This is a genomic window from Psychrobacillus sp. FSL H8-0510, assembly GCF_038008345.1.
Lineage (GTDB): Bacteria > Bacillota > Bacilli > Bacillales_A > Planococcaceae > Psychrobacillus > Psychrobacillus psychrotolerans.
Genome location: NZ_JBBOYZ010000001.1, coordinates 658694 through 682437 on the forward strand (window position 1 = coordinate 658694; position 23744 = coordinate 682437).

A 23744-nucleotide genomic window follows, 5' to 3' on the forward strand; every position below is an offset into this window, starting at 1 on the left:
AAATGAGAGAAGAACAAAAGAACAATACTTCTCAGAAGAAGAACAATAATACCCCGAAAAAGCCATGGTTTTGGCCACTGATTTATGCAGGTTTTTCGGTAGCTTTTGTAGGTATGATTTGGGGCTATAATGTGTACGTCAGCGATGATTCTGTAAAAGACTCAGAATGGACAGATGCAAGTAAGGACCCCAACTCAGTAACGATTGAAACAAATGCCCAAGCAGAATCGATGAAATACCCTTTTAAAGAGACTCTGCTAGATAACGTGGAAATCGTACAGCATTTTTACGATATGGAAGCGGATGAGTCGACTCGAGAAAAGTCGATACTCGTATTCGATCATAGTTATGTAATGAATACAGGCGTATCTCTAACTATGAATAGTGAACCGTTTGAAGTAGTTGCAGCAATGAGTGGAAAAGTAGAAGCAGTCAATTTAGATCCATTTGTTGGGGATGAAATCGTCTTGTCACATGCAAATGGTATGGTAACCAAATATCGCTCAGTCACTGGTATTCTAGTAAAAGTTGGAGACGTGGTAGAACAAGGAGACTCACTTGCAACGGCTACAGAGAATGAATGGAACCCAACAGCTGGAGTTCATTTACAATTTGAAGTACTGCAAGATGGTGTTTTAGTAAATCCAGAGACCTTGCTAGCATTTTAATTCATAATAACTAAAGCGTATGCATAAATTGATGGAAAGTGTTCCTTTACTAACGAAAGGAAGAGTTAGTGCACGAAACGATTCGTCATAGATGCATACGTTTAGGTGAGATGGTCATTGAGACTAAAAAAACTGTCCGTGCAATCGCAAGCACAACCGGTCATTCCAAAAGCACTGTGCACAAGGATTTGACGGAAAGACTCCACTTAGTAGATCCGCAATTGGCAAAAGAAGTAAAAGAAATTTTAGCGTATCATAAATCTGTCAGGCATTTACGAGGTGGAGAAGCGACGAAAAGAAAGTGGAAAACTAGAAAAGAAGATAGAAGATGTCGTGATTAGTAACTGATCACGGCTTTTTCTTATTATTTCTTAATAGATTCAATTAATTAAAGCTTGCTAAATAACAAAATAAAAAAGTTGGATTCCGTTCTAGTTGCGTGCTATCCGCAGGTGGAGCAATGTGAGATTTCATCTGTTTCAATCATTCTGCTGCAGCCTCAGTGCTCGTCCACTCCTCTCCTTAAAGTCGATTCTTTAACTCAATTCTGTCCAAGTTCTTATAAAAGTACCTCATCTGGAAATAAATCTATAGTTGCACATCATAATAGTTATTTAGACACTAGTTTCATGCCATTTTTTCACAGATTTTATTGTTAAATAACGTGTATTTCTAATAGAACTATGATAAAATTTAAAGTTAGAAACAGATCGACTAATATACATAATGGTTTTAGCAAGGAAGGAGAAACATCAGTAATGTTTGCAAAGGATATAGGAATAGATTTAGGTACAGCAAATGTTTTAATACATGTAAAAGGAAAAGGGATTGTTTTAAACGAACCCTCAGTCGTTGCTATAGATAGAAACACAAAAAAAGTACTTGCTGTTGGTGAAGAAGCAAGACAAATGGTCGGAAGAACTCCTGGGAATATTATAGCAATTCGACCACTACAAGATGGTGTAATTGCTGATTTTGACGTGACAGAAGCAATGCTTAAGCATTTTATCAATAAATTAAATGTAAAAGGATTCTTATCTAAACCTCGTATTTTAATCTGTTGCCCAACAAACATTACTAGTGTAGAACAAAAGGCAATACGTGAAGCAGCTGAGAAGTCTGGTGGCAAGAAAATCTATTTAGAAGAAGAGCCAAAAGTAGCCGCAATTGGAGCGGGAATGGATATTTTCCAACCGAGTGGTAATATGGTTGTTGATATCGGTGGAGGTACAACAGATGTTGCAGTACTTTCCATGGGAGATATCGTTACAAGTGAATCGATTAAAATTGCGGGAGATGTTTTTGATAATGACATTCTCCAATATATTAAAAAAGAGTACAAGCTTCTAATAGGGGAACGTACTGCAGAAAATATTAAAATTGAAATAGGTACTGTTTTCCCTGACAGTCGCCATGAAGAAATGGATATTCGTGGGCGGGATATGGTCACTGGCCTTCCTAGAACAATAACTATTGGCTCGGAAGAAATAGAAAAAGCATTACGAGAATCGGTGTCGGGTATTGTTCAAGCAGCTAAAAATGTATTAGAAAAAACACCACCTGAGCTATCCGCGGATATTATTGATCGTGGAGTAATCATTACAGGAGGCGGAGCTCTTTTACACGGAATGGACCATTTGTTGATGGAAGAGTTAAAAGTACCGGTATTCATAGCTGAAAATCCAATGGATTGTGTCGCAATAGGAACTGGGATTATGTTAGATAATATTGACAAAATATCAAGAAGATAAATGCACAGTATCTGCGGAGCGAAAAAATGCCCGTATGCTTATTGCATTAGATAGAGGAGGCTTTTTTATGTTCCGTGGATTTACTACAGTTGCATCAGGAATGATTGCACAACAGCGTCGAACAGAATTATTAACAAATAATATGGCAAATGCCAATACACCAGGGTTCAAAGCAGACCAATCGACGATACGCTCATTTCCGGAAATGTTGATGTCTAGACTTGGACCGACTCAAATTCCAACAAAGGATCCTATTAGTGGTAAATATGATTCTCAGGTTGGGGCTTTAAGTACAGGTGTGTATATGCAAGAAACAATGGCATTGATGTCTCAAGGCCAACTTCTGCAAACAGACTTAAATACAGATATAGCACTAATCGATGGTTCCCTGCCAGTGGATGAAGAAACAGGACAAACAGGAGCCGTATTTTATCGTTTGCAGCATCCTACTGAAGGAGAGGCATACACGCGAAATGCGAATTTCACTCTAGATGGTTCAGGATACTTAACGAATCCGCAAGGCCTACATGTATTGGATTCAGAAGGTCAACGGATTCAACTGCAAAATGATGATTTCCAGGTAGATTCAAGTGGTCAGATTTTAGTCGATAATGTGGCAGTAGCCAGAATTGGTGTATCTTTTTCTAGTCAACCAAATACACTTGTAAAGCAAGATAATGGACTATACCGATCAGTTGATGGTACTGATCTCCCATCTGCTTACGACATAGATAATGTTACTTTTACGATGCAACAAGGTTATATTGAAGGTTCAAATGTGGACACTGCTAGAACAATGACTGATATGTTAACTGCGTATCGTGCATTTGAAGCAAACCAAAAAGTACTTCAAGCCTACGATAGAAGTATGGACAAAGCTGTTAATGAAGTAGGCCGTGTGAATTAATAAAGCTATTACAATCTTTAACAATGAAAAGAGGTAGGCTTAAATGCTACGCACGTTAATTACAGCGACGAACACAATGTCGCAACTGCAAAGCCAGATAGATATCATTGGGAATAACCTTTCCAATACCGGTACGCATGGCTACAAAGCAAAAGATGCTAAATTCCAAGAACTATTATATCAACAATACAATAATGATAAATTAGATAAAGTCGAACGAGATTCACCTACAGGAATTCGCTACGGTGTTGGTGCAGCACTTGCGCAGACGCAAATGAACTGGAAGCAAGGTAGTCTCCAATCTACAGACCGTAATTTAGATTTTGCTTTTCAAGAGCCAAAGCAATACTTTAATGTGCTTATGCCGGATGGAGAAAACGGACAACAGACAGCTTATACGCGTCAAGGTGCCTTTTATGTTTCGCCAATGGATAATGGACAGCTTATGCTAGTGAATGGTGATGGTTACCCAGTCGCTAATGCTGGGGGACAAGCAATAACCATTCCGGATGGTGTTACGGATTTTAGTATAAATGAAACAGGAATTCTAACAGCAACATATCCAGACGGAACTACACAGCAACGTGAATTAGCGGTTTCTGTACTACAAAAACCAAATGCGATGGAGCAATTATCTGGAACATATATTGCATTGCCAAATAACCTTGAAGAATTAGGGTTAAACGCAGAGGATATTATGACAGATTTACAAGGTGCAAATCGTGAAGAAATAGCTATCGCAAATGGGATGTTAGAGTTGTCTAATGTGGATACATCTAAAGAGATGACAGACCTAATGACAGCACAACGTTCTTATCAGTTCAATGCTCGTTCTATTACAATAGCGGATCAGATGATGGGACTTATTAATGGCATTAGATAATTATTCGTGTAAGGAGTTGTGTTTATGACAGAAGAAAGTAAAATTTCTGCTAGACAACAGCGTAGATTAGAAAAAGGGCAAGAAACAATAAAGCAAGCTGAAAAGACGGGGACAACCAAATGGGTACAAATCCGCATGTTCCCCATATGGTTGCGTATACTATTTGTAATTCTACTCTTAGTTGGAGCAGGTATGGCAGGGTTAATGGTAGGATATGGTCTACTAGGCGAAGGTGAACCGAAAAATGCATTAAAATGGGAAACCTATCAGCATATGATTGATATTAAAGATGGCAAATAATAATGATGATTTATTGGAGGATGATTCTATGTTAACAACAGAGCAAGTTCAAGCAATTTTACCGCATCGCTATCCATTTCTTATGATAGATAAAATTCTAGAATTAGAAGAAGGTAAACGTGCGGTAGGGCTAAAAAATGTAACGATTAACGAAGAATTCTTCAATGGTCATTTCCCAGGATATCCAGTAATGCCTGGAGTCCTAATCGTAGAAGCTCTTGCTCAAGTAGGAGCTGTCGCAGTTCTTCAAATCCCAGAAAATAAAGGAAGACTTGCGTTCTTTACTGGAATTGATAATTGTCGATTTAAGCGCCAAGTGAAACCTGGCGACCAGCTGAAATTAGAAGTTGAATTAACAAAACTTCGTGGGCCAATGGGAAAAGGTCACGGGATCGCAACAGTAGATGGAGAATTAGTTTGTGAAACAGACATACTTTTTGCACTAGGACCAATTGTAGAAAATAACTAGTAATAGTATTTCACATTTACGTTAATCTATACTGTGAATGCTTTCTTGCAAAAACAGGCATAAATGCCATTGGATAGTTCCTTTTTTCTTGGATAACCTATCGTAAGTCACAAATTAGTGATGATGATATCTAAGAAAGGAGGAATTTTTTTATGTGGAAAAAAGTCATTCCTACTGTAGCGTTATGTTCTTTTCTATTAGTTGGGTGTAACAACAATGATGATGATGTAATTCCTGACAACAACGAAACTCCAATGGAGGATGTTCGAGACGATATTAATACTCCATCGCCGAACACAAACAACGGAATGGATAACGGTGGGAATGGAACTGTAAACGATGGCAACATCAATGGTGGAACTAATAATGGAACAATGGACAATGGGACAATGAACGGCGAACCAGGTATTAATGATAATGTTGATGGCACTGGAACGGATAACGGAAATGTACCAAACGATGGCAAATGGATTAAAGAACCAAGCACTGACCACGATGATGACGAGTTAATTGATGATAAAGATGCTAATAAATAGTAATTGAATGATCAAAAAAGATGCTGACTCCTAAAAATTAGGGTCAGCATCTTTTTTATGTGAAAAGATTCCGTTATTATTAATCATCCTTTAAGGCAGGTCGTGTTTTCATATCGCTTTCAAACTTAGAAAGTAAATCTTCACCCGTTAAGCCGTCTTCGATTAGTTCTGCTAGCAATGACTCAGCATACTTTCTTCTGACGCGTTTTAGCGTACCTCTAAGCAACACAGATAGATGATCGCCGATTTGTTTCACAGAATAGGTTACCACTTCAAAATGAGCAGGCTCATTTTCTGGATAGGAAATTATCACTTTCACAACATATACCTTGTTAGACATTTTTAATTCATTGAAATATGCTTCGTAATTTTGGTCCGTAAATAATTCTAAAATCCATGAACGGCTAGAGTTTTCTTGGTTAATAACGATACCATCTTCAATGGCTATTGGAACTTCTTCATGATCTGAAATAATACTCACTGAAATCATTTTGAATGTTTTCATGCACAAATCCCCTTTGGAAAAGCATTAATTAGTTCTCATTATAACATAGGTAATTCAGTGGAAAAAAATAATTGTACAAACTACCAAAATAGCATTATTGAAAAGTTCAAAACCATCTATAGGTGGAGTTATAAAAAAAGAATTTTTAAGAATGCTATTTTTAGCCTGAAAACGGGTTGGAAAATGAATTGTTAGCTTTTGCCAACAATTTACACTGACAGTATGATAGTGCTAACAGTAAAGGAGGTGACAGATTGAACACTGTTTCAATAATCGGACGTATGACGAAATCTCCACAATTAAAGCATTTATCTGAGGGGAGAATGCAAACGAATTTCATCGTCGCCGTAAATAAAAGCTATAAAAATGATGAAGCGGACTTTGTATTATGTACAATTTGGGGGAAGCTCGCGGAAACAACAGTTAAGTATTGTGGCAAAGGGTCGCTGGTGGGGATAACAGGCAGACTCAATACAAGGTCGTATGAGAAGGAAGCTGGAGCAAGGGTATTCGTTACAGAAATAGTTGTGGAGGACATCCGACTTTTAGCAACAAAGAAACGAGACGAGGAACAACCAGGACAATCAATAAAGACGAATAGTGAGAGTGATTTTGAATTTCCAGTAACACCAAACCAACTACCAGTTTAATGATTGATAAGACCGCAATCTTAGTCAATGATTATCAAAAGAGGAAAACCCCTGACCAAAATTTTATTGGTCAGGGGTTTTAATAAAAACGATTAAATTGACAATGTTAGTAATTCTTTAATATCATTATCCGACATTTCAGTGATCCACTGACTAGAATGGATTAACTCCTCTGATAAAGCTTGTTTCTCGACGAGTAATTTATCAATTTTCTCTTCAATTGTACCAATCGTGATGAACTTATGGACATGTACAAAGTTTGTCTGTCCAATACGATAAGCACGATCTGTCGCTTGATTTTCTACTGCAGGATTCCACCAACGATCGGCATGGAGTACATGGCTAGCAGCAGTCAGATTTAAGCCAGTTCCACCAGCCTTCAAGGATAATAGGAATACTGGGAACTCTTTAGCCTGGAATGCTTCTACCAAATGATCACGCTGATTTTTAGGCATACTACCAGTCAAAAATGGAGCATCAATTTCATATAACTCCGTTAAACAATGCTGAAGCAAATGACCCATCCCAATATACTGAGTAAAGATTAGACATTGCTCTCCACGTGCTGCAATCTCACCAGCAAGTGTCACAATTTGAGCTAATTTTTCGGAACGCTCAAGCATATCCTCCGCATCATCAAATGGCTCTTTTAAGTAAAGGGCAGGATGATTACAAAGCTGTTTCAACTTACTTAACATTTTCAGAATGAGACCTTTTTTCTCAAATCCAGTCAATGTGTCAAGCTTGCTGACAGTCTCTTGTATAAGCGATTCATACAAAGCAGCTTGCTCGGTAGTGAGCGCACAGTACTCTCGTTGCTCCAACTTTTCAGGTAAGTTAAGCAGAAGCTCAGGATCTTGTTTCGTTCTTCTTAGTAAGAAAGGCTGAATTTTAAGACGCAATTTATGTTTCGTAGCGTCGGAATTATCCCGTTCAATAAGTGCTATATAATTTTCTTGGAACTTACGGAACGAGCCCAAATAACCTTTATGGATAAAGTCAAAGATCGACCATAGTTCGGATAATCTATTTTCCACGGGTGTCCCAGTTAAAGCGATATGATGACCACCTGTTAACTTGCGGATAGCACGAGATTGTTTTGTATGCATATTTTTAATGTTCTGTGCTTCATCTAAAGTAACACTGGTCCATGTGATTTCTGTAAGGGATTCAATATCCTGCATGGCAGTTCCAAATGTAGTAAGAACAACATCACATGTTAAGTCGATTTCTTTTGTTCGAGAAGAACCATAATGTGTCTGCACTTTAAGTGAAGGTGCAAACTTCGCAATTTCTTTTTGCCAGTTTCCTAACACAGAAGTTGGACAAATAATAAGTGAAGGGGTAGGCTGTTCTGTATTCTCATGGACATGCAGAAGGTAAGCTATCAACTGCACTGTTTTTCCAAGACCCATATCATCGGCAAGGCAGGCTCCGAATTTTTCATTTCGCATGAAGACAAGCCACTCTAACCCTTGCTGTTGATAAGGGCGTAAAGTAGTCAATAAGTTAGGAGAGATTTCCACTGCAGGAAATCCTTTTTTCTCTGATAGCTGTGTCATTATCGTTTGCAAGGACTTTTGCATTTCAAATGCAAACAACGGGTCCACATCCGTTTCCTCATCGTCATCAAGTGCAAGAGCAAGTTCTTCAGGAATTTCACGGAACAGCAACTCTTTTACTGTCCAATTCTCATCCTCTGATTTTCTTATAAGCTCTCGAACTTCATGCATCCATGCGGAATCAATACGGAACCATTCATTGCCAGCTTGTATAAACGAGCGATTTTCAGTGACCATTTGTTGGAACTCATCAGCTGAAATCTCTTGTCCGTTCAAAGAAAAACTCCAGTTAAATTGCAGTATCTCATTTAAACCAGCAGTGGTTTTATAAGAATTGGCTGTCTTAGCAACTGTTTTTACACGCATTTTTGTATCCTTAACCGCTTTAAGCCAAGCTGGGAGAACTACCTCGAATCCTAATGCTTGCAGTTTTACTAAGTCATCGCGAAGAAACATCCGCACTTCTTCATCTGTTAATGTAGAAGAATAGAATGTTTCTGTATTAATTCGATCAATCGAAGAGATAAGAGAAAATATCTTCGACTGTGTTTCCTCTATATAATCACTAAATTCACTCCATTTATCTGGAAGTGCTTCGCTAATAGCTAATGATTTTTTCCGATATGCAGGTGTCCAGTAAACACTGCTTTTCTTCCCACGGACTACTGTTTCTAGAAGCCATGTATCCTCCATTGCCTCTGGTTCTGACAATCTCAGTGCGACAAGTAAGCTTGGATGTGTAGTCTGAGACTTTATCGGCCATCCTCCACGTTGGAAAAATGGTATGAGTGCTTCTACATCCTCCATGGATAAACCAGCTTGGAACAGTTTTTGTTTCACAGCGTTCACAAGGAGTGTTTGCCCTTTGTCAGTAATTGGAGCAGTAACATTAAGTTCGTTTTCTTCTATATTTATGAAATTCCATAAGTCAGGAGTTGCCCAAACTTTTGCAGTTTCTTTAAAGATATCTAGCCAATTATTTGAATCATCATTGACACCATCAAACACTGTGAACGGATGCATTTTTCTAGAAAAAAGCTCGACTAATTCAACTGGTGATGCAATTAGTGCATTATCTTCTATTTGAGCGTTTAGACCGAAAAAACTTTCTCGGTGATTCAAATATAAGGACGGTACCCATTTTTCAGCAGGTACAGTGATCGAGGCTAAGCGAAAGTGTCCGTTTTCTAAAGGATGAACATTTAAAGGGAATTCTTTTGTAATAGATAAAGGCTGAGTCATAGTGGCAGGTTTCCTTTCTCTATTTCTTGTTGCAAAGCACGAAGACGACGATACTTCTCGCGAACATTTTCTACGTAATCATTCCAATAGTCAATGTTATTCGATTTTTTAGCAACTTGTTTCATCTTTTTCCAAATTCGGACAGCTTGTTTGTAGCTATAACGGTTTTTCTCCTGGATGAAACGCATTGCATAATCATGGTAAAGTGGAAGTAATACATCTGGAGCTTCTTCCTTAATAATAGAAAGACCACAGGCTTCTGCATACTCCAATGAAGAATTAGCCGATTGATGAAGTGCCATCCAATCATAGTAACGCTTTTCCTTAATGAGTAAATTCGAATAAGACTGCAAACCATACAGTCCAAATGATTGATATAATTTTTCTAACTCTGCAGGATGCAACTGAACCGTATCAAATAAAAGTTCTAATCGACGGATGAGTATAACTCGGGATGGATTTTGTATAACTTCGTTTAAATAATAAGAGACGTGAGGCAGTAGCTGTCGTGCCAAGTTTGTACCTAACTCTTTTTTACCCGTTTGAAGTGCTTTTTCACATACTTCCACCCACTCAAGTAACTGGTTTCCTTCCATTTTCTCCGCAGCTAATAATAGTTCATCAGTCATGGATAAAGTTAAGTAAAAGTATGGAAGTACCATATTTAAAGGAACACCATCTTCTATAGTTTCTAAGGCTTCTAAATATTTTACTTCTTTCAGACGTTTATTTTTGTCTGTTACGAGTGCCTCCCAAAAGGATAGATACACTTGCTTTCGGTAATGTACAAGGTTTTCCATATCAAAGTAAAAATGCTGAACTCTCACCATTATTTCTTCATAAAAAGGATCTGCTGCAAACATTCGCGGCTTCGAAGATAATTGGTTTAAATGATCATTAAGCTCTTCTAGATACTCATTTAAAAAGTGAAGAACTCGATTTTGCATATTTGACTGTGCAAGAGGTTCAATATAAGGCCAAGATTTTATGAGGATAGAAAGCTCTACATATACGTCGAAAATAGGCTGCCACTCACGTTCAAATGGGCGTGACTTTCGAATTTGCGATTTTAAATCATGAATAGCAAACTCAAGTAAATAAAAACTAGTTGGTGGGTAATTCGAAATAAATTTACGGAAAAAGTTTTCGACTATAATATCCCAACTTCTAGGACTACGTTCATCTTTTAGCAAAGTCAATTGGACTTGATCAGCTTTAGAACGCCAATCAGAAATCCATGTAGACAAAGAATCATTTTGTTGATAAAGGTAGAAAACCGCTGCCACAATATGTCTACACGGCTTGTGTATAGGACAAGGACAGTGAAAACTATCTTTTGTAATATGATAGTTCACCTCAATATTCGTTACATCGCGTACCGTAAAATCGACTCGATGCTCTTGAGGTAAATAATTCGATATAGAAACCGCACCATTACGAACAAAAAAAGCGGCACGACGAACAAGCTCTTCATCCTCTAACATAGAAGGATGTAACTTGTTCGCAATCGTATCCATAGACTTATGGATTTGCTTATTATAATGGGATGCAAGTTTTTGATAAGTAGTAAGGTTCAAACGGATCTCTCCTAAGAAAAAAGGCTTTCCTTCCATTATACGTTTAAAACCTACTTATTAAAAGCCGAACCTAAAATAATTCGAATAAATGGCTTAGTAAAAACAAAAAAGCCTTTACTTATAGTGATATAAGTAAAAGCTCTAATCTTTTTTCCAACGATTTAAAATGTAGTTTCTTCGATCTTTGTCATTGTCCGCAAAATTGACGATATCCATAGTAAGATCACGATACTCTTTTATGTGAATAACTTTATCTACATACTCATCTTGAAAAGTTTCTATGTATCTAGCTTTACTTTCTCTCGCTTCTAAAATAGGGTTTTCGCTTTTGTAGCGCTTATCTTGAAGCATATATAAAAATTGCTCGTCTGGAATTTTATATTTTTCTTTTATTTTAGTCAGTAACTCTATTGATATACCAAGACTGCCTTTTTCATATTTTGATAATGCGGAATGGTCAATTCCTAATACTTTAGCAGCTTCCGTTTGTGTAATATCTAGTTTTTCACGATAAGCCCGCAAATGCTCCCAAAATGCCAAATTCATCCCTCCCATATACAATGCAAGAATAGCGAAATTAAAGAGAAGATGAATAAAAATCGCCAAATTGGAGATAACCATGAAAGGAATGAGTATCTATAGTATAAGGAATATACAACGAGTAACATAAATAGAAAATATAGGGATAAGTTCCGTGCGAAAGGGGAAGATAGCAGTCGAAAAAATACAATTATACATACCGTCTTTTTTAACATTACTGCGAAATCATGCAAGAAGAAATGAAGGAAAAGTAAAAGTTATTGGCGTGAAGAAAAAGTATATAGAGTATTTTAGTGGATATAGTGAAAGCGAGATGACTCAGATTGAACAAATAGTTGCAGAGGATTTCATGGTTTATGATTTAAAATTAGATTATGAAGCCGACTTATTATCTTTTTACATAGAACATGAAGGAGAACTTAACCAAACAAAAGTTATAGAAAAGGTCTTTAACACGTTTATTGTTGAATATAATCCAAAATTGTTTGGTTTTTTTACGATAGCAAAAGGAAGAAATAAACCAAAAACTACGGGAAAATAAAGACAAACATAAAAAGCGAATGGATACCACATTCGCTTTTTGGCATATACGTAATTGGAGGATTGTCCGGTTTTGGGAGTATATTATACTCGAGGGAAAGTAGCCAATGTATCAGCGAAAGTAACCTATTTTCAACAGACAAATATTTTAAGCCATTAACTACACGAAAAAAAGGAAATGTGATAAACTAATAGTAATCAGAAAATTCTATTAACGAAAGGAGAGGAGCATATGATACTTGTACAGTTAATGAAACCATTTTATACAAAGTATGAAGGCAATAGTATAAAGATGGTGTTTGCCTATCAATACTTTTCCATAAGGAAAGATGATGAGCTTTTTCATTTTATACCGGTAGAGGGCAAGGAGATTATTTTAAATGCGCAGACATTACAGGTAGAAAATTTATCGGAAGTATTTGTTTTTCAAAAAGGGAATAGATTTATTCGACTTCCACTTTATCAATTATTGCTTGTGTCGGATATTCATACACATCTACAAACCATTTTAGAAGAAGCAAATCAAATTGATACACAAGAAGGATCAATTGAAGGAACAGAAGAAGTCATCAAACTACTAGAAGAACAAAATTTAGAGCGCATGTTTGACTTTGCATTGACGATGAGAGATGAGGAGTTATTTAACAAACTACAACAGTATAATGAAAATTAACGGAGGCTGTTACATTGTATAACTTTATTAAATAGAAAACACCTAACGAGTAGAGATATTTCGGTAGGTGTTTTTATGTGCTATCTAATTTAGTAAGAGGTAAAAAAGTGGAGGAACAACACAAAACCACTGAATCCGAGTACTCCAAACAAAATATCCCCCCAATTAAATCCAAACTTGTCGATTTTCATTTATATAAGCTCCTTTCCTGTCAATTTCCCGGGAAATAACTCGATTATTTAATTTGTCGTAAAATAAGTTCAAAAGTTTCACTTATCCTGTCCAATAAAGGAAGGAGTTAGTCACTTTTTAACGAATTAAATCTTCGTATTCACATACAGTAAGAAAAGCATAGTGTAGAAAGGTGAAGTATAATATAAATATGACGATATAACGATAAAGGGAGTTGATAGGATGCTTGGGAAATGGAATTCTACTGGACTATCTATTTTAAGGAATATGAATTCTCAATATGCAATGATAAATAAGTCCATGGAACGTATTTCTTCTGGATATCGTATCAATCGAGCGGGGGATGATCCAGCTGGTCTAGCTATATCTGAAAAAATGCGTGCCCAAATTCGGGGGCTTGGACAGGCTTCGAGGAATATCCAAGATGGAATTTCCCTTGTCCAAACTGCAGAAGGTGCGCTGAATGAAACTCATTCTATTTTGCAAAGGATGAGAGAACTTAGTGTTCAATCAGCTAATGATACGCTGACCAATTCAGATCGAGATCAAATGGCGATAGAGTTTGAAGAACTAAAAAAAGAAGTCACTAGAATTTCTAAAGATACGGAATTTAATACAAAACCTTTATTAGATGGCTCCCAAAATTCTATTAAAATCCAAGTAGGTGCTAATGCAGGACAATTTATTGAATTGTCATTTGGCAATATGGGTGCTACTAATATTGGAATACAGAATCTATCTATTTCTACTAGAGAAGGTGCAGATAAAGCAATTGAAGAGCTCGATAAAGCTATTCAAAAGGTATCAAGTGAACGGTCCAAAATGGGGGCATATACAAATCGTATGGAGCATGCATATAATAATGCACTTAATATGGAAGAAAACCTGACTGCGGCAGAATCTAGAATTAGAGATGTAGATATTGCAAAGGAAATGATGGCGCTCACTAAAGCAAGTATATTAATGCAAGCCAACCAATATGTCCTAAGCTTGCATATGCAGCAAGCACAAAGTGTACTACAGCTACTAAAGTAACAATATTTCAGTTAAGATAGGTTTATAGAAAACAAAAAGGGGGAAATGGGATGAAGAGGTTTACTGTCCTTGCAGTAATCTTTATCGGTCTAATCTCAACACCGTTTTCTTCATTGGCAGCACCGCTGGATGAAGTGAAAAACTTAGTTAGTGAGCACTACAAAGGTGAATTACCTTCTAATATAGTAGACATAGATTCTATTGATGAGATAATGAAACAGTTAGATCCCTACTCTACTTATTTTACGAGGGAAGAATTTGAGGCATACACGAATTCCATCAATAATACGACCACTGGCATTGGGGTGACAATTGAAGAACATCCGAAGGGAATTCAAATTGTCGGCACGTTTGAAGGAGGAGCAGCTGCTCAAGCTGGTATATCACCCGGTGATATTATTCTTTCCGTTGATGGTATCGCAACTAATGGTATGTCAATACAACAAGCATCTTCGATGATTACAGGTAAAGAAGGAACCGCCGTCCAATTACAGATATTGACCAGTAACAATTCCAAACAAGTATTTAACATAATCCGAAAGAAGTTTACGATTCCTGTAGTAACAAAAGAACTCTTAGCTGGTAGTGTTGGATATATAAGTATGAATTCATTTTCTGATGATGGAGCAGTTCTTGTACAAAAAGCAAAAGTTGATCTAGAAAAGAAGGGTGCAACTTCATTTATACTGGACTTGCGTAATAATGGCGGAGGATATGTACATACAGCAGAAGAACTTATTGGTCTATTTCCAAACAGTCCTGATGCGTTTAAAATTATTACCACAAAAGAGACTACATTAACTAAATCGACGAAGCAACCCTCATTGTTTCCTGCCAATACGAAAGTGCTAGTGAATGGGTATAGTGCAAGTGCTTCAGAAATGACTGCAGCCGCATTACTAGATCAAAAATCGGCAACTCTCTATGGTCAAACTACATATGGAAAAGGTTCCATGCAATCATTCTTTAGTCTTTCAGATGAATCAATTATAAAATTGACAGTAGCAAACTTTACTGGCCCTAAGGGAACGCTTATTCACAAAAAGGGTGTGAAGCCCAACTATGAAACAGAAGTTGGATACGAATTATTACAAGCGCATCAAGACGCATTAGTAGAATCATATAAAAACTATAAAAACTATAAAAAGATGTCCGCATTACTTAATGTACCGACAACGAAACAATTCACTATTACTTTTTCCGGCACTGTAGTAGAAAATACAAAGCAAAAAGTGGAACTAGTGAAATTAGGATCTACCAACACGGTCCCGGTTACTATTAAAGCAAAATCATCAAAACAGTTCGTTGTCACACCAACAGCACCACTAGAAAAAGGAGCAGCCTATCTACTTCTCATTCATCCGACATTTCAAACAAATGCAGGAATTATGATGAGAAATGGTGCTTATGTGGAAGTAACTGTTCAACCATAAGAGGGGGAACACTGGAATGTTTTTTGAATTTCGTTTTTGGAAATACCTGTTTAACAGAAATGATCTCATTGTCTCGTTAAAGGAAGAAGCCACGATGAGAGACTTTCAAAGTCGTGTATGGTTCGTCGCAATCTTTGGAGTCCTATTATTTGCACTAAGAGATATTTGGGGACTACACACAGAAGAACTAACAGCTCTATTTGTCAACGGCTATGAAGATACATTTACGATTGCTAGAATCATATCTTTAATAGGAACTATTATTTGGTCCTTATTATACATGGCCCTTCATTTCTTTTTAATCTCGTATATTTTACATAAGTTTACGAAAGTAGAATTATCCAAAGTAGCAATTCTACAACTATTCGTTGTTGCAATTCTTTTAATGGAAAAAGCACTTAACTATTTCTTATATGCTGTAGTTGGCTACACAACCGATTACTCAGTCCTTTCATTTGGACCACTAGCAGCTACGTTTCTAGAACATACCTATTTCAATCATTTCTTCAATGAATTATCCTTGATTACTGCATTAATAATTGCTATTCAATATCATTTTTTACGAGCTTTTACTACGCTATCTGCACGTAAATTATTCTTCTTGTTAGTAGCAATTCAAATAGTTTTAGCTCTTATTACAGCTGGCTTTGAAATACTCCCAATTGAGTCATGGGTCGAAGGGGGGCAAACCAAATGAATAAATGGTTAACTATAGGGATTTCCATAGTCGTCGCTACTTTCATAGGAGCTAATGCGGTTCTCATCTATTCAGATAAAAGTCAAATCAGTAGAACATTTTATGTGAGTGAATATGAACGGGCAAATGAAAATACATATGCTACGGAAATCGAAAAAGAATCCATTGTAATTCCTGCTAATGAGATGTCCGTTGCGATTGATGTAGAAGCTGTGAATGATGTCATTGTAGCAGAAGGAGATTCAGTAGAGGAAGGTAGTGATCTTGCTACACTCAAAACAAATTCTGCTGAAGACCAACGCTTGCTATGGGAAACAGAGCAGCAGGCCTATATGCAAGAGCAATCAGAGCTTAATGAAATCATAAGCGACCTGGAATCCGATCGTTATGGAGCCGATCCGAGTTCATCGAGTAATGGACAGGCAACTGGGGGCACGGCAGACGAGATTGTCGATGTAAATGTCCAAGTGGACGTTAACGTATCGCAAGATGGTAATTTTGCTCAAGGGATAGCTGAAGCGAAACAAAAACTAGCAGAAGTAGATCGTAAACTTCAAATTGTCGATGCTCAGCTTACACAGGATTCAGGGGAACTTTCTTTATTAAGCCCAATAAGTGGCACTGTTTCAACTATTGAAGAACGCAATGGAAAATACTTTATTCACTTATTTGCAAATGAAAAATCAGTCATTACTTACGTAAAAGAATCCGAATGGCATGATATTGAAGAAGGGCAAAGCGTGAAAAACTACTCAACTCACCGAGATGGAGTAGTAGAAGGAAGTATTTTAAGCAAAGTACAAGTACCTGCTAATGCATCTAAATGGTTAACAGCATACGAACAATTTGCAAGCAAAACGGACGAACCGTTGTATGAAGTGCAAATTCAGTTAGCAGAACCATTGGAAGTCTTGCCATTTGCCGCAAATCTAAATTCAGTAATCACTACGAACCAAGCAGAGAATGCTGTGCAGGTAAACTCAAAATGGTTACTCAACCGCTCCGAAAATGCAGCAGAAGTTTACACACTTTCAAGTGAGGGCAGAATCGTTCGTACACCTGTAACCGTACCGTTTGACTTGAAACAACATGCCATTATTTCAGAAGGACTAAGTAATGGGAACATCTTCCTCAATGATGACCAAAAAACAGACAATGCCGAAGTATTTCTACCATTCCCAGTAGACCTTCCAACCTGGAATAGCATTAAATCAGTCAGCTGGAAAGACTACGTGAAATACTTAACTTACAAATAAATATCATTGATATCAACCGAAAAGCATTGCGCTGTTCGGTTGTTTTTTTGAGAAGTGGCTGTATGAGAGAGGTCTCTAGCTATAAGAGAGAGTGTCGACTATACAAGGGCAAATTAGTATATACGTGAGAGAATTGTCTTCATGAGAGAGGGAATAGCTTCTAGATGAGAGCGAGGTAGGCGTATACGAGAGAGTGTCGCCAATAAAAGAGCAAAATCAGTATATACGAGAGAGACTTGTCTTCATCCGAGAGAGAGAAAGCCGTATATCAGAGACATGCTAAACTCCACACTTCCAATCTCTTTAAAACCCCCTATTAACAACTGAATTTAACTTCGTTATACTAGAGTGACACATTACGAACGGCAGGAGTGGATGACAATGGATCCTAGATTTAAGATTGCGCATAGAGAAGCACTGATTGGTGTTGCACTGGCAATTGTACATTTTATATGGTGGTTTGGTTTTGCATATGGGCTTGGCTCGAAACCAGTAGAGGAATATTCATATATTCTAGGATTTCCAGATTGGTTTTTTTATAGTTGTATTGTCGGTTTTATTCTTGTAGCAATTACAGTCATTATACTGGTGAAATTCGTGTTGAAGGATGTTTCGTTAGAGGAAGAGGGGGATGAACAGTGAATATACAAGTAATCATCCCGATGGTCATTTTTCTTGCCATTATTTTTTTCATTGGCTTTTGGTCTAGTAAGAAATTAGAAGCATCGACAGGTGGATTTTTACAGGAGTACTTTTTAGGTGGTCGTGAGCTAGGCGGATTTGTATTGGCAATGACGATGGTTGCTACATACGGTAGTGCCTCCAGTTTCCTAGGTGGACCAGGAACCGCCTATACGATGGGATTTGGCTGGGTGTTACTTGCGATGACTCAAGTAGTGACGAGTTATTTTGTGCTTCTTATTCTTGGGAAAAAGTTTGCCATTTTAGCCCGCAAATATAACGCAATTACATTAATAGATTTTCTGAAAGTACGCTATAGCGATAGTAAAGCAGTTGTTTTACTGGCTGCTGCTAGTATCATTATCTTTTTGTTTTCCGCTATGACCGCCCAATGGGTTGGTGGCGGTCGTTTAATCGAATCGCTAACTGGTCTGAAGTATACGACGGCATTATTTATTTTTGCTGTATCAGTTTTAGTTTATGTAGTCATTGGTGGTTTCCGAGCAGTGGCAGTGACAGATGCTGTGCAGGGCGGGGTTATGGTAATTGGAACGCTCATCCTACTAATCGCAGTCATTATTGCGGGTGGTGGAGTACCGAATATCATGCAGGACCTTTTGAACGAAAATCCAAATTTAGTGACGCCATACGGCAACGAAGGAAATTTATCTGCCGCCTATGTGTCATCCTTTTGGATCCTTGTAGGAGTAGGGGTCGTAGGTCTCCCACAAATGGCAGTACGAGCAATGTCGTACAAAAATACGCGCTCTATGCACCGTGCATTAGTAATTGGAACGCTTGTCACTGGTTTCATCATGCTGAATATGCATCTCATCGGTATTTTTGCTCGACCGGTAATGCCAGGAATCGAAGTAGCAGATACGGTGATTCCGCTTGTCGCATTGAAAATTCTTCCTGCTTGGCTCGCTGGTATCGTGCTAGCTGCGCCACTTGCTGCAATTATGTCAACAGTAGATTCCTTGCTTATTCTTGTAAGTTCTTCTATTGTGAAAGACGTTTATATTAACTACATCAATCCAAATGCAACTGAGAAGAAGGTTAAAACTTTAAGTTTTGGTGTAACCGCAATTTTAGGCAGCATTGTCTTTTTATTGGCATTGAATCCACCAGAACTATTAATATTCTTAAACTTATTTGCTTTTGGAGGACTTGAGGCAGCCTTTATTTGGCCAATTGTGCTAGGATTATACTGGTCATATGGCAATAAATATGGGGCAATTGCATCGATGATTACTGGAATTGTCTCCTATATTGCGCTCCACTTTTACAATCTGGCATATGGAAACTTATTTGATTTACATACAGTAGTAATTCCGGTTGTCTTATCACTCATTGCTTACGTGACATTCAGTTTATTGATTAATAAAACAAAATATATATATTAATAAGGAGATCCTCAGATGAAACAATGGAAAATATATGCAATGCTCGTATTTGTCATGTTCGCTTGGGGAGCTAACGTTTCACTACTCAAATACATGGTGGAAGCAGTCCCACCCGTAACACTTACTGCATTTCGAATACTAGTAGCAGGGTTAGTCGTTGTCGTGATTTTATGGAAAATGAAATTACTACGTAAACCATCGCGCAGTGAGTGGAAGTACATTTTACTCGGAACGCTTACTAATGTGGTGGCGCATCATTATTTTCTTAATATGGGCTTATCCATCACTAGTGCAACTCATGGAGGCTTAATCTTAGGAACTGGACCTATGCTTACAGCGATATCAGCAGCAATCATTTTAAAGTACTACCCATCAAAATTTCAATGGTTGGGGCTAGTACTTGGTCTAGCTGGGATTGCGGTTTCCATTCTAATTGGTAGTGAGACAATGGGAGCAAACCTAGGAGATTTCTACGTATTTTTAGCAATATTTGTGCAAGTATTAAGCTTCATGGTCGTTAGTAAGGCTGCACGAACATTGGACCCACGATTATTGACAGTCTATATGCTTCTAATCGGTGCGGCATTCCTATTTGTCATTAGTTTTATTCAAGAACCTGGAGCTATTAAACAATTTGTTAACACAACGCCAACCTTTTGGGCAGTTTTCTTTGCTTCAGCAGTTGTCAGTACCGCAATTGGTCACCTTATATACAACTATGCGATAGGTCAAGCGGGTGCAACGAAAGCGGCAATATTCATGAACTTAAATCCTATATTTGCTTTAATAATTTCTGCACTATTCTTAGGGGAAGTGCTGCACCTCAACCATTTCCTTGGACTAATCTTAATCGTGGCAGGCGTTATGCTAGGCTCAGGGGCTGCAGAAGATTTATGGAAAAAAAGAAAATTAGCTGCAAAAGAATAGTTCTTTGACACTATTAGAGGAATTCAACATAATTCAAAAGTATCTCAACAGATCCCCGATCTCTGGTGAAAATATTACAAATGGCATTCTTCTAGGTGCATTGTGTCCATATACAGCAAGTATCCTTTAGCCTATACTTATATAAAGGCTATTTCACAAAAGAGATGGGGGATATTATGGACTTTCCAGAACTATTAAAACAACTAAACAAAAGTATTGATAGTCTAGACTTAGTATCAGCCAGAAAGTATATTGAAGAAAACATAGAGTTACTAACAAAAAATAGACAGCTGTTACGTGGCAATACCAGAGCAATGTTTGATATCATCAAACAGAAAAAAGATACAGGTGAAAAACCACTAAGTCGTCATGAGATGACCGTAATCTATTCTATAAATAAATACGCTACGAAATTTGATCTCACAGGCCTCAAACTAATAGTGAATAACAACGCAGAACTCTTCATCAATGAAGACATTAAACAATACCTAAACGAAGATGCCAAAACACTACTCCAAGGCATGCATGTACTCCACAAAAGTGAAACATAAGCCATCAAGAAACGACCGCAATCTCTGCGTTCGTTTTTTTGATGGCTTAACCTGGATAAATATTCCGTTCCGCGAGTAAAAGGTGTAGCTCCGCTTGTAAATGTGACTTGAGCGAGAGTAATCGCCGTACGGGAGTGGGTATTCACTCAGGGTCCGCCAGTATTCTATATCAAACCGCCAGTAAAAAAATCTTTCCACCCGACCCCCACAAAAAGGACAACCTCACCGAATAACTAAGTGTCGAAACAAAAAGACAAAATCTAATACGAGGTGATGTAACTTTGCAGATGAAATTTAAAAAAACTGGAGCAGCATTATTAGTAGCTACAATGACGGTAACAGGAGCGAGTTATGCTTGGGCAAACGAAAATTTGTTTGATACGGTAGACTTGAACAAAGTGCTTGATCAAAAAGAAACGGAAACAGTTGAAGTGCCAAAAACTTCGACACCAGACATTGTGGCGCCAGTTGTGACAACAGGCGATACAGTAGGCATGGATATTGAGATTCCAGAAGGATACAACGCTGGAAACTTAGTAGCCCTTTCTAAAGCCTATGAAAATGCTGGTAATGAAACTGCTAAAGCTGCGATTAAACGCAATGCAGAACGCGCTATTGCAAAATTTGAAGCAAATCAAGCAGAAACTCCAGAGCCAATTAAACAAGAAGAACCAAAACTAACAGAACCTAAAAAAGAAGATCCTATTGTACAACCTCCTGTGATGGAGCAGCCAAAAACAGAAATACCTGTAACGGAAACACCTGTAGTAAAGCCTGTTGAAAAAGAACCAGTAGTGAAAGAGACTGTAAAACAACCTAAAAAAGAAATAAAACAAGCTGAAAAAGAAGAAAGAAAAGCTCTACAACAAGAACAAAAAGAAGAACGAAAAGCATTACACGCTGAGCATAAAGAAGAAAAGAACGCGTTAAAAGAAGCACGTAAAGCTGAAAAGCAAGAACACAAAGAGAACAAAAACCAAAAATAAATCCATTTTGACTAAAACACTATTATTAGAGATGAAATAAATCGTGTAGATACTTTTAATTTCGTCTAGTAATCTAAAATTAATACCGATTTTCATTCTCCCTTTAGCTAAAGTATACTTATTGCCTAAGGGAAATGTGGGAACGGAGGGTATGTATGCTCTTGTCAATAATGCAAGGTCTATTCAAAACAAAACCAAAACAGAATATGCAAGAGCTTATTAAAAAAGCGCAAGCAGGGGACAAGGAGGTTCTAAATGACCTCCTTTTTGCCCATACCCAATTTGCGAAAAAAACCGCGAGTTTCATTTGTAAACGACCTATTGAGGAGCAAGATGAAGAATTCAGCATTGCGTTAAATGGATGTCACGAAGCGATTAATGCATACAATCCTTCTGAAAATACTTCCTTCCAAACCTTTGCCCATTTAATTATAAAAAGACGCATTATTGATTTTATTCGGAAAGAAACAATTCGCAATAAAAAAGAATTACTGTTTGATACTGATGACAATGCATCAGAGGGTGCCCATTTTTTATTAAAACAGCATGCAGTAACTACATACTCAGAAGAACAATTTACACTATCAAGGCAAGAAGAACTGTTAAAATACAGCGATCTATTATCAAACTTTAAACTATCCTTTGACGAGTTAACAAAAGCAGTACCGAAACATAAAGACGCTAGAAAAACAGCCTTTCAAATTGCTCAAATTATCGCAGATTCAGAGGAACTGTACACACTATTAATGAAAACTAAAAAACTACCTTTGAAAGAAATGGAAGCACTAGTAGAAGTGTCGAGAAAAACACTTGAACGGCAACGAAAGTACATTATTGCAGTCGTACTTCTATTAAACAGTGACTTCGTTTATATAAAAGACTATGTGAAAGGAGAAATCATATGATGCGAAAATATAGGGGCATTGTTTGTGAAAAGAAGGCAAGCTACACTGTTTTTCTTACAGAAAATGGCGAGTTTCTTCGTGGAGTTCCACTTATTGCAGACGTTCAAATAGGTGAAGAAGCAGCGTTTCATTTATTTGCTTCAACCACATCTAAAAGACGGATGAAACCTATTTTCATAGCGCCGGCCTTAATAGCAGCAGTACTCCTTCTATTTTTAGTAGCATCGTGGTTTCCCAAAGCTACCCCTGCATACGCCTATATACAGGTAGAAGGTGATTCGACTATTGAAATTGGCGTAGATGAGAACGGCAAAGTTATTTCCCTTCAATCCTCCACAGAAACAATGAGTGATTGGAAAGGACAACCGATGGACTTGGTGTTAGCAAAAGCGGTAGAACAAATAAGTACGGATAAGAACGAACTTGCAGTAACAACCGTTTATGAAAAAGAAGATAAACCGAAACTAAAAAAACAAATTGAAAAAGCAGTACAAGAAGTGAATAAACAACCTTTGCCACAAAAGAATTCTATCGAACCAGAACCAAAAAACACGAAACCTAAAGAAGAAAACGCAAAGCCTCCAGGTCAAATTAAAAAAGAAGAAAAGTTACCAAACCCAAATATACCAGCAACAAAAACGGAACCAAAGAACTCACCTATTGAAAAACCAGTTAAGAACACCGAGACAACAGACAACTCAAATGAAAATAAAGCACAACCTAAAGAAAACAAACCAAAAAATAATTCCAACAAAGTCCCAGGTCAAGAAAAGAAAAAGAATGAGGACAAATCAAATAACGGAAACAATGCCAATAAGAATAATGGTAACAATAAAAATTCTAATAACTAACCAAACAAACCCTTTGTACTA

At 37.4% G+C, this 23744-nt stretch carries 26 protein-coding genes; 22 read left to right on the forward strand and 4 right to left on the reverse strand.

Features of this window, described 5'->3' with window-relative positions; all coding sequences use genetic code 11:
* Nucleotides 1-2: 2 nt before the first annotated feature.
* The 8 genes from MHI40_RS03285 (at nt 3) to MHI40_RS03320 (ending at nt 5514) form a co-directional block, all read left to right on the forward strand.
* Nucleotides 3-668 carry a M23 family metallopeptidase gene (locus MHI40_RS03285; protein ID WP_093538705.1) on the forward strand — a complete coding sequence of 222 codons (666 nt, stop codon included), beginning with the start codon at nt 3-5 and terminating at the stop codon, nt 666-668.
* Nucleotides 669-736: 68 nt separating this feature from the next.
* Nucleotides 737-1009 (forward strand): sporulation transcriptional regulator SpoIIID, encoded by a 273-nt coding sequence (locus MHI40_RS03290; RefSeq protein ID WP_093538704.1) that lies wholly within the window; start codon nt 737-739, stop codon nt 1007-1009.
* A gap of 417 nt (nt 1010-1426) precedes the next feature.
* Nucleotides 1427-2419 carry a rod shape-determining protein gene (locus MHI40_RS03295; protein ID WP_093538703.1) on the forward strand — a complete coding sequence of 331 codons (993 nt, stop codon included), beginning with the start codon at nt 1427-1429 and terminating at the stop codon, nt 2417-2419.
* A 67-nt stretch (nt 2420-2486) separates the two neighbouring features.
* On the forward strand, nt 2487-3326 hold the full coding sequence (locus MHI40_RS03300; RefSeq protein WP_093538702.1) for a flagellar hook-basal body protein: 840 nt from the start codon (nt 2487-2489) through the stop codon (nt 3324-3326).
* A 43-nt stretch (nt 3327-3369) separates the two neighbouring features.
* Nucleotides 3370-4209 carry a flagellar hook-basal body protein gene (locus MHI40_RS03305; RefSeq protein WP_340761483.1) on the forward strand — a complete coding sequence of 280 codons (840 nt, stop codon included), beginning with the start codon at nt 3370-3372 and terminating at the stop codon, nt 4207-4209.
* 24 nt (nt 4210-4233) lie between these two features.
* Nucleotides 4234-4509: a DNA-directed RNA polymerase subunit beta gene (locus tag MHI40_RS03310; protein WP_340761484.1), complete on the forward strand. Its 276-nt coding sequence runs from the start codon at nt 4234-4236 to the stop codon at nt 4507-4509.
* A 28-nt stretch (nt 4510-4537) separates the two neighbouring features.
* Nucleotides 4538-4978: a 3-hydroxyacyl-ACP dehydratase FabZ gene (gene fabZ, locus MHI40_RS03315; protein ID WP_340764372.1), complete on the forward strand. Its 441-nt coding sequence runs from the start codon at nt 4538-4540 to the stop codon at nt 4976-4978.
* A 152-nt stretch (nt 4979-5130) separates the two neighbouring features.
* On the forward strand, nt 5131-5514 hold the full coding sequence (locus MHI40_RS03320) for a hypothetical protein (RefSeq protein WP_093538698.1): 384 nt from the start codon (nt 5131-5133) through the stop codon (nt 5512-5514).
* A 79-nt stretch (nt 5515-5593) separates the two neighbouring features.
* On the opposite strand, the gene MHI40_RS03325 is transcribed toward MHI40_RS03320, so the two are convergent.
* The gene (locus tag MHI40_RS03325; RefSeq protein ID WP_093538697.1) at nt 5594-6019 is read right to left on the reverse strand and encodes a YwpF family protein; all 426 of its coding nucleotides are present in this window, start codon (nt 6017-6019) and stop codon (nt 5594-5596) included.
* A 254-nt stretch (nt 6020-6273) separates the two neighbouring features.
* Here MHI40_RS03325 and MHI40_RS03330 point away from each other — a divergent pair, with 254 nt between their 5' ends.
* Complete coding sequence (locus MHI40_RS03330) at nt 6274-6669, forward strand: single-stranded DNA-binding protein (RefSeq protein ID WP_340761486.1); 396 nt, start codon at nt 6274-6276, stop codon at nt 6667-6669.
* Between the two features lie 92 nt (nt 6670-6761).
* Here MHI40_RS03330 and MHI40_RS03335 read toward each other — a convergent pair whose 3' ends face one another.
* The 3 genes from MHI40_RS03335 to MHI40_RS03345 form a co-directional block, all read right to left on the reverse strand.
* Entirely contained in the window at nt 6762-9473 is a 2712-nt protein-coding gene (locus MHI40_RS03335; protein ID WP_340761487.1) for a DEAD/DEAH box helicase, read from the reverse strand.
* Nucleotides 9470-11050 (reverse strand): hypothetical protein, encoded by a 1581-nt coding sequence (locus tag MHI40_RS03340; protein ID WP_340761488.1) that lies wholly within the window; start codon nt 11048-11050, stop codon nt 9470-9472. The genes MHI40_RS03335 and MHI40_RS03340 overlap by 4 nt, the downstream gene beginning before the upstream one ends.
* 141 nt (nt 11051-11191) lie before the next feature.
* A complete protein-coding gene (locus MHI40_RS03345) occupies nt 11192-11590 on the reverse strand; it encodes a helix-turn-helix domain-containing protein (RefSeq protein WP_175496346.1) in 399 nt (132 codons plus the stop codon).
* A 154-nt stretch (nt 11591-11744) separates the two neighbouring features.
* On the opposite strand from MHI40_RS03345, the gene MHI40_RS03350 reads away from it, so the two are divergent.
* The 13 genes from MHI40_RS03350 (at nt 11745) to MHI40_RS03410 (ending at nt 23723) form a co-directional block, all read left to right on the forward strand.
* Nucleotides 11745-12131: a hypothetical protein gene (locus tag MHI40_RS03350; protein WP_340761490.1), complete on the forward strand. Its 387-nt coding sequence runs from the start codon at nt 11745-11747 to the stop codon at nt 12129-12131.
* A 231-nt stretch (nt 12132-12362) separates the two neighbouring features.
* A complete protein-coding gene (locus MHI40_RS03355) occupies nt 12363-12803 on the forward strand; it encodes a transcriptional regulator (protein WP_093538691.1) in 441 nt (146 codons plus the stop codon).
* A gap of 414 nt (nt 12804-13217) precedes the next feature.
* Complete coding sequence (locus MHI40_RS03360) at nt 13218-14030, forward strand: flagellin N-terminal helical domain-containing protein (RefSeq protein WP_340761491.1); 813 nt, start codon at nt 13218-13220, stop codon at nt 14028-14030.
* A gap of 50 nt (nt 14031-14080) precedes the next feature.
* A complete protein-coding gene (locus MHI40_RS03365) occupies nt 14081-15463 on the forward strand; it encodes a S41 family peptidase (protein WP_340761492.1) in 1383 nt (460 codons plus the stop codon).
* A gap of 16 nt (nt 15464-15479) precedes the next feature.
* Nucleotides 15480-16160: a hypothetical protein gene (locus tag MHI40_RS03370; RefSeq protein WP_340761493.1), complete on the forward strand. Its 681-nt coding sequence runs from the start codon at nt 15480-15482 to the stop codon at nt 16158-16160.
* Nucleotides 16157-17416 carry an efflux RND transporter periplasmic adaptor subunit gene (locus MHI40_RS03375; protein ID WP_340761494.1) on the forward strand — a complete coding sequence of 420 codons (1260 nt, stop codon included), beginning with the start codon at nt 16157-16159 and terminating at the stop codon, nt 17414-17416. The genes MHI40_RS03370 and MHI40_RS03375 overlap by 4 nt, the downstream gene beginning before the upstream one ends.
* 375 nt (nt 17417-17791) lie before the next feature.
* The gene (locus MHI40_RS03380; protein ID WP_093538686.1) at nt 17792-18058 is read left to right on the forward strand and encodes a YhdT family protein; all 267 of its coding nucleotides are present in this window, start codon (nt 17792-17794) and stop codon (nt 18056-18058) included.
* Nucleotides 18055-19503, forward strand: coding sequence for a sodium/pantothenate symporter (gene panF / locus MHI40_RS03385; protein ID WP_340761495.1), 1449 nt, complete (start codon nt 18055-18057; stop codon nt 19501-19503). The genes MHI40_RS03380 and panF overlap by 4 nt, the downstream gene beginning before the upstream one ends.
* Nucleotides 19504-19518: 15 nt before the next feature.
* A complete protein-coding gene (locus tag MHI40_RS03390; RefSeq protein ID WP_340761496.1) occupies nt 19519-20430 on the forward strand; it encodes a DMT family transporter in 912 nt (303 codons plus the stop codon).
* 176 nt (nt 20431-20606) lie between these two features.
* Nucleotides 20607-20981, forward strand: a complete 375-nt coding sequence (locus tag MHI40_RS03395; RefSeq protein ID WP_340761498.1) for a hypothetical protein — start codon at nt 20607-20609, stop codon at nt 20979-20981.
* A 287-nt stretch (nt 20982-21268) separates the two neighbouring features.
* Nucleotides 21269-21967 carry a hypothetical protein gene (locus MHI40_RS03400; protein ID WP_340761499.1) on the forward strand — a complete coding sequence of 233 codons (699 nt, stop codon included), beginning with the start codon at nt 21269-21271 and terminating at the stop codon, nt 21965-21967.
* A 155-nt stretch (nt 21968-22122) separates the two neighbouring features.
* Entirely contained in the window at nt 22123-22872 is a 750-nt protein-coding gene (sigI, locus tag MHI40_RS03405; RefSeq protein ID WP_340761500.1) for an RNA polymerase sigma-I factor, read from the forward strand.
* Nucleotides 22869-23723 (forward strand): anti-sigma factor domain-containing protein, encoded by an 855-nt coding sequence (locus tag MHI40_RS03410; RefSeq protein WP_340761501.1) that lies wholly within the window; start codon nt 22869-22871, stop codon nt 23721-23723. The genes sigI and MHI40_RS03410 overlap by 4 nt, the downstream gene beginning before the upstream one ends.
* The last annotated feature ends 21 nt before the right edge of the window (nt 23724-23744 follow it).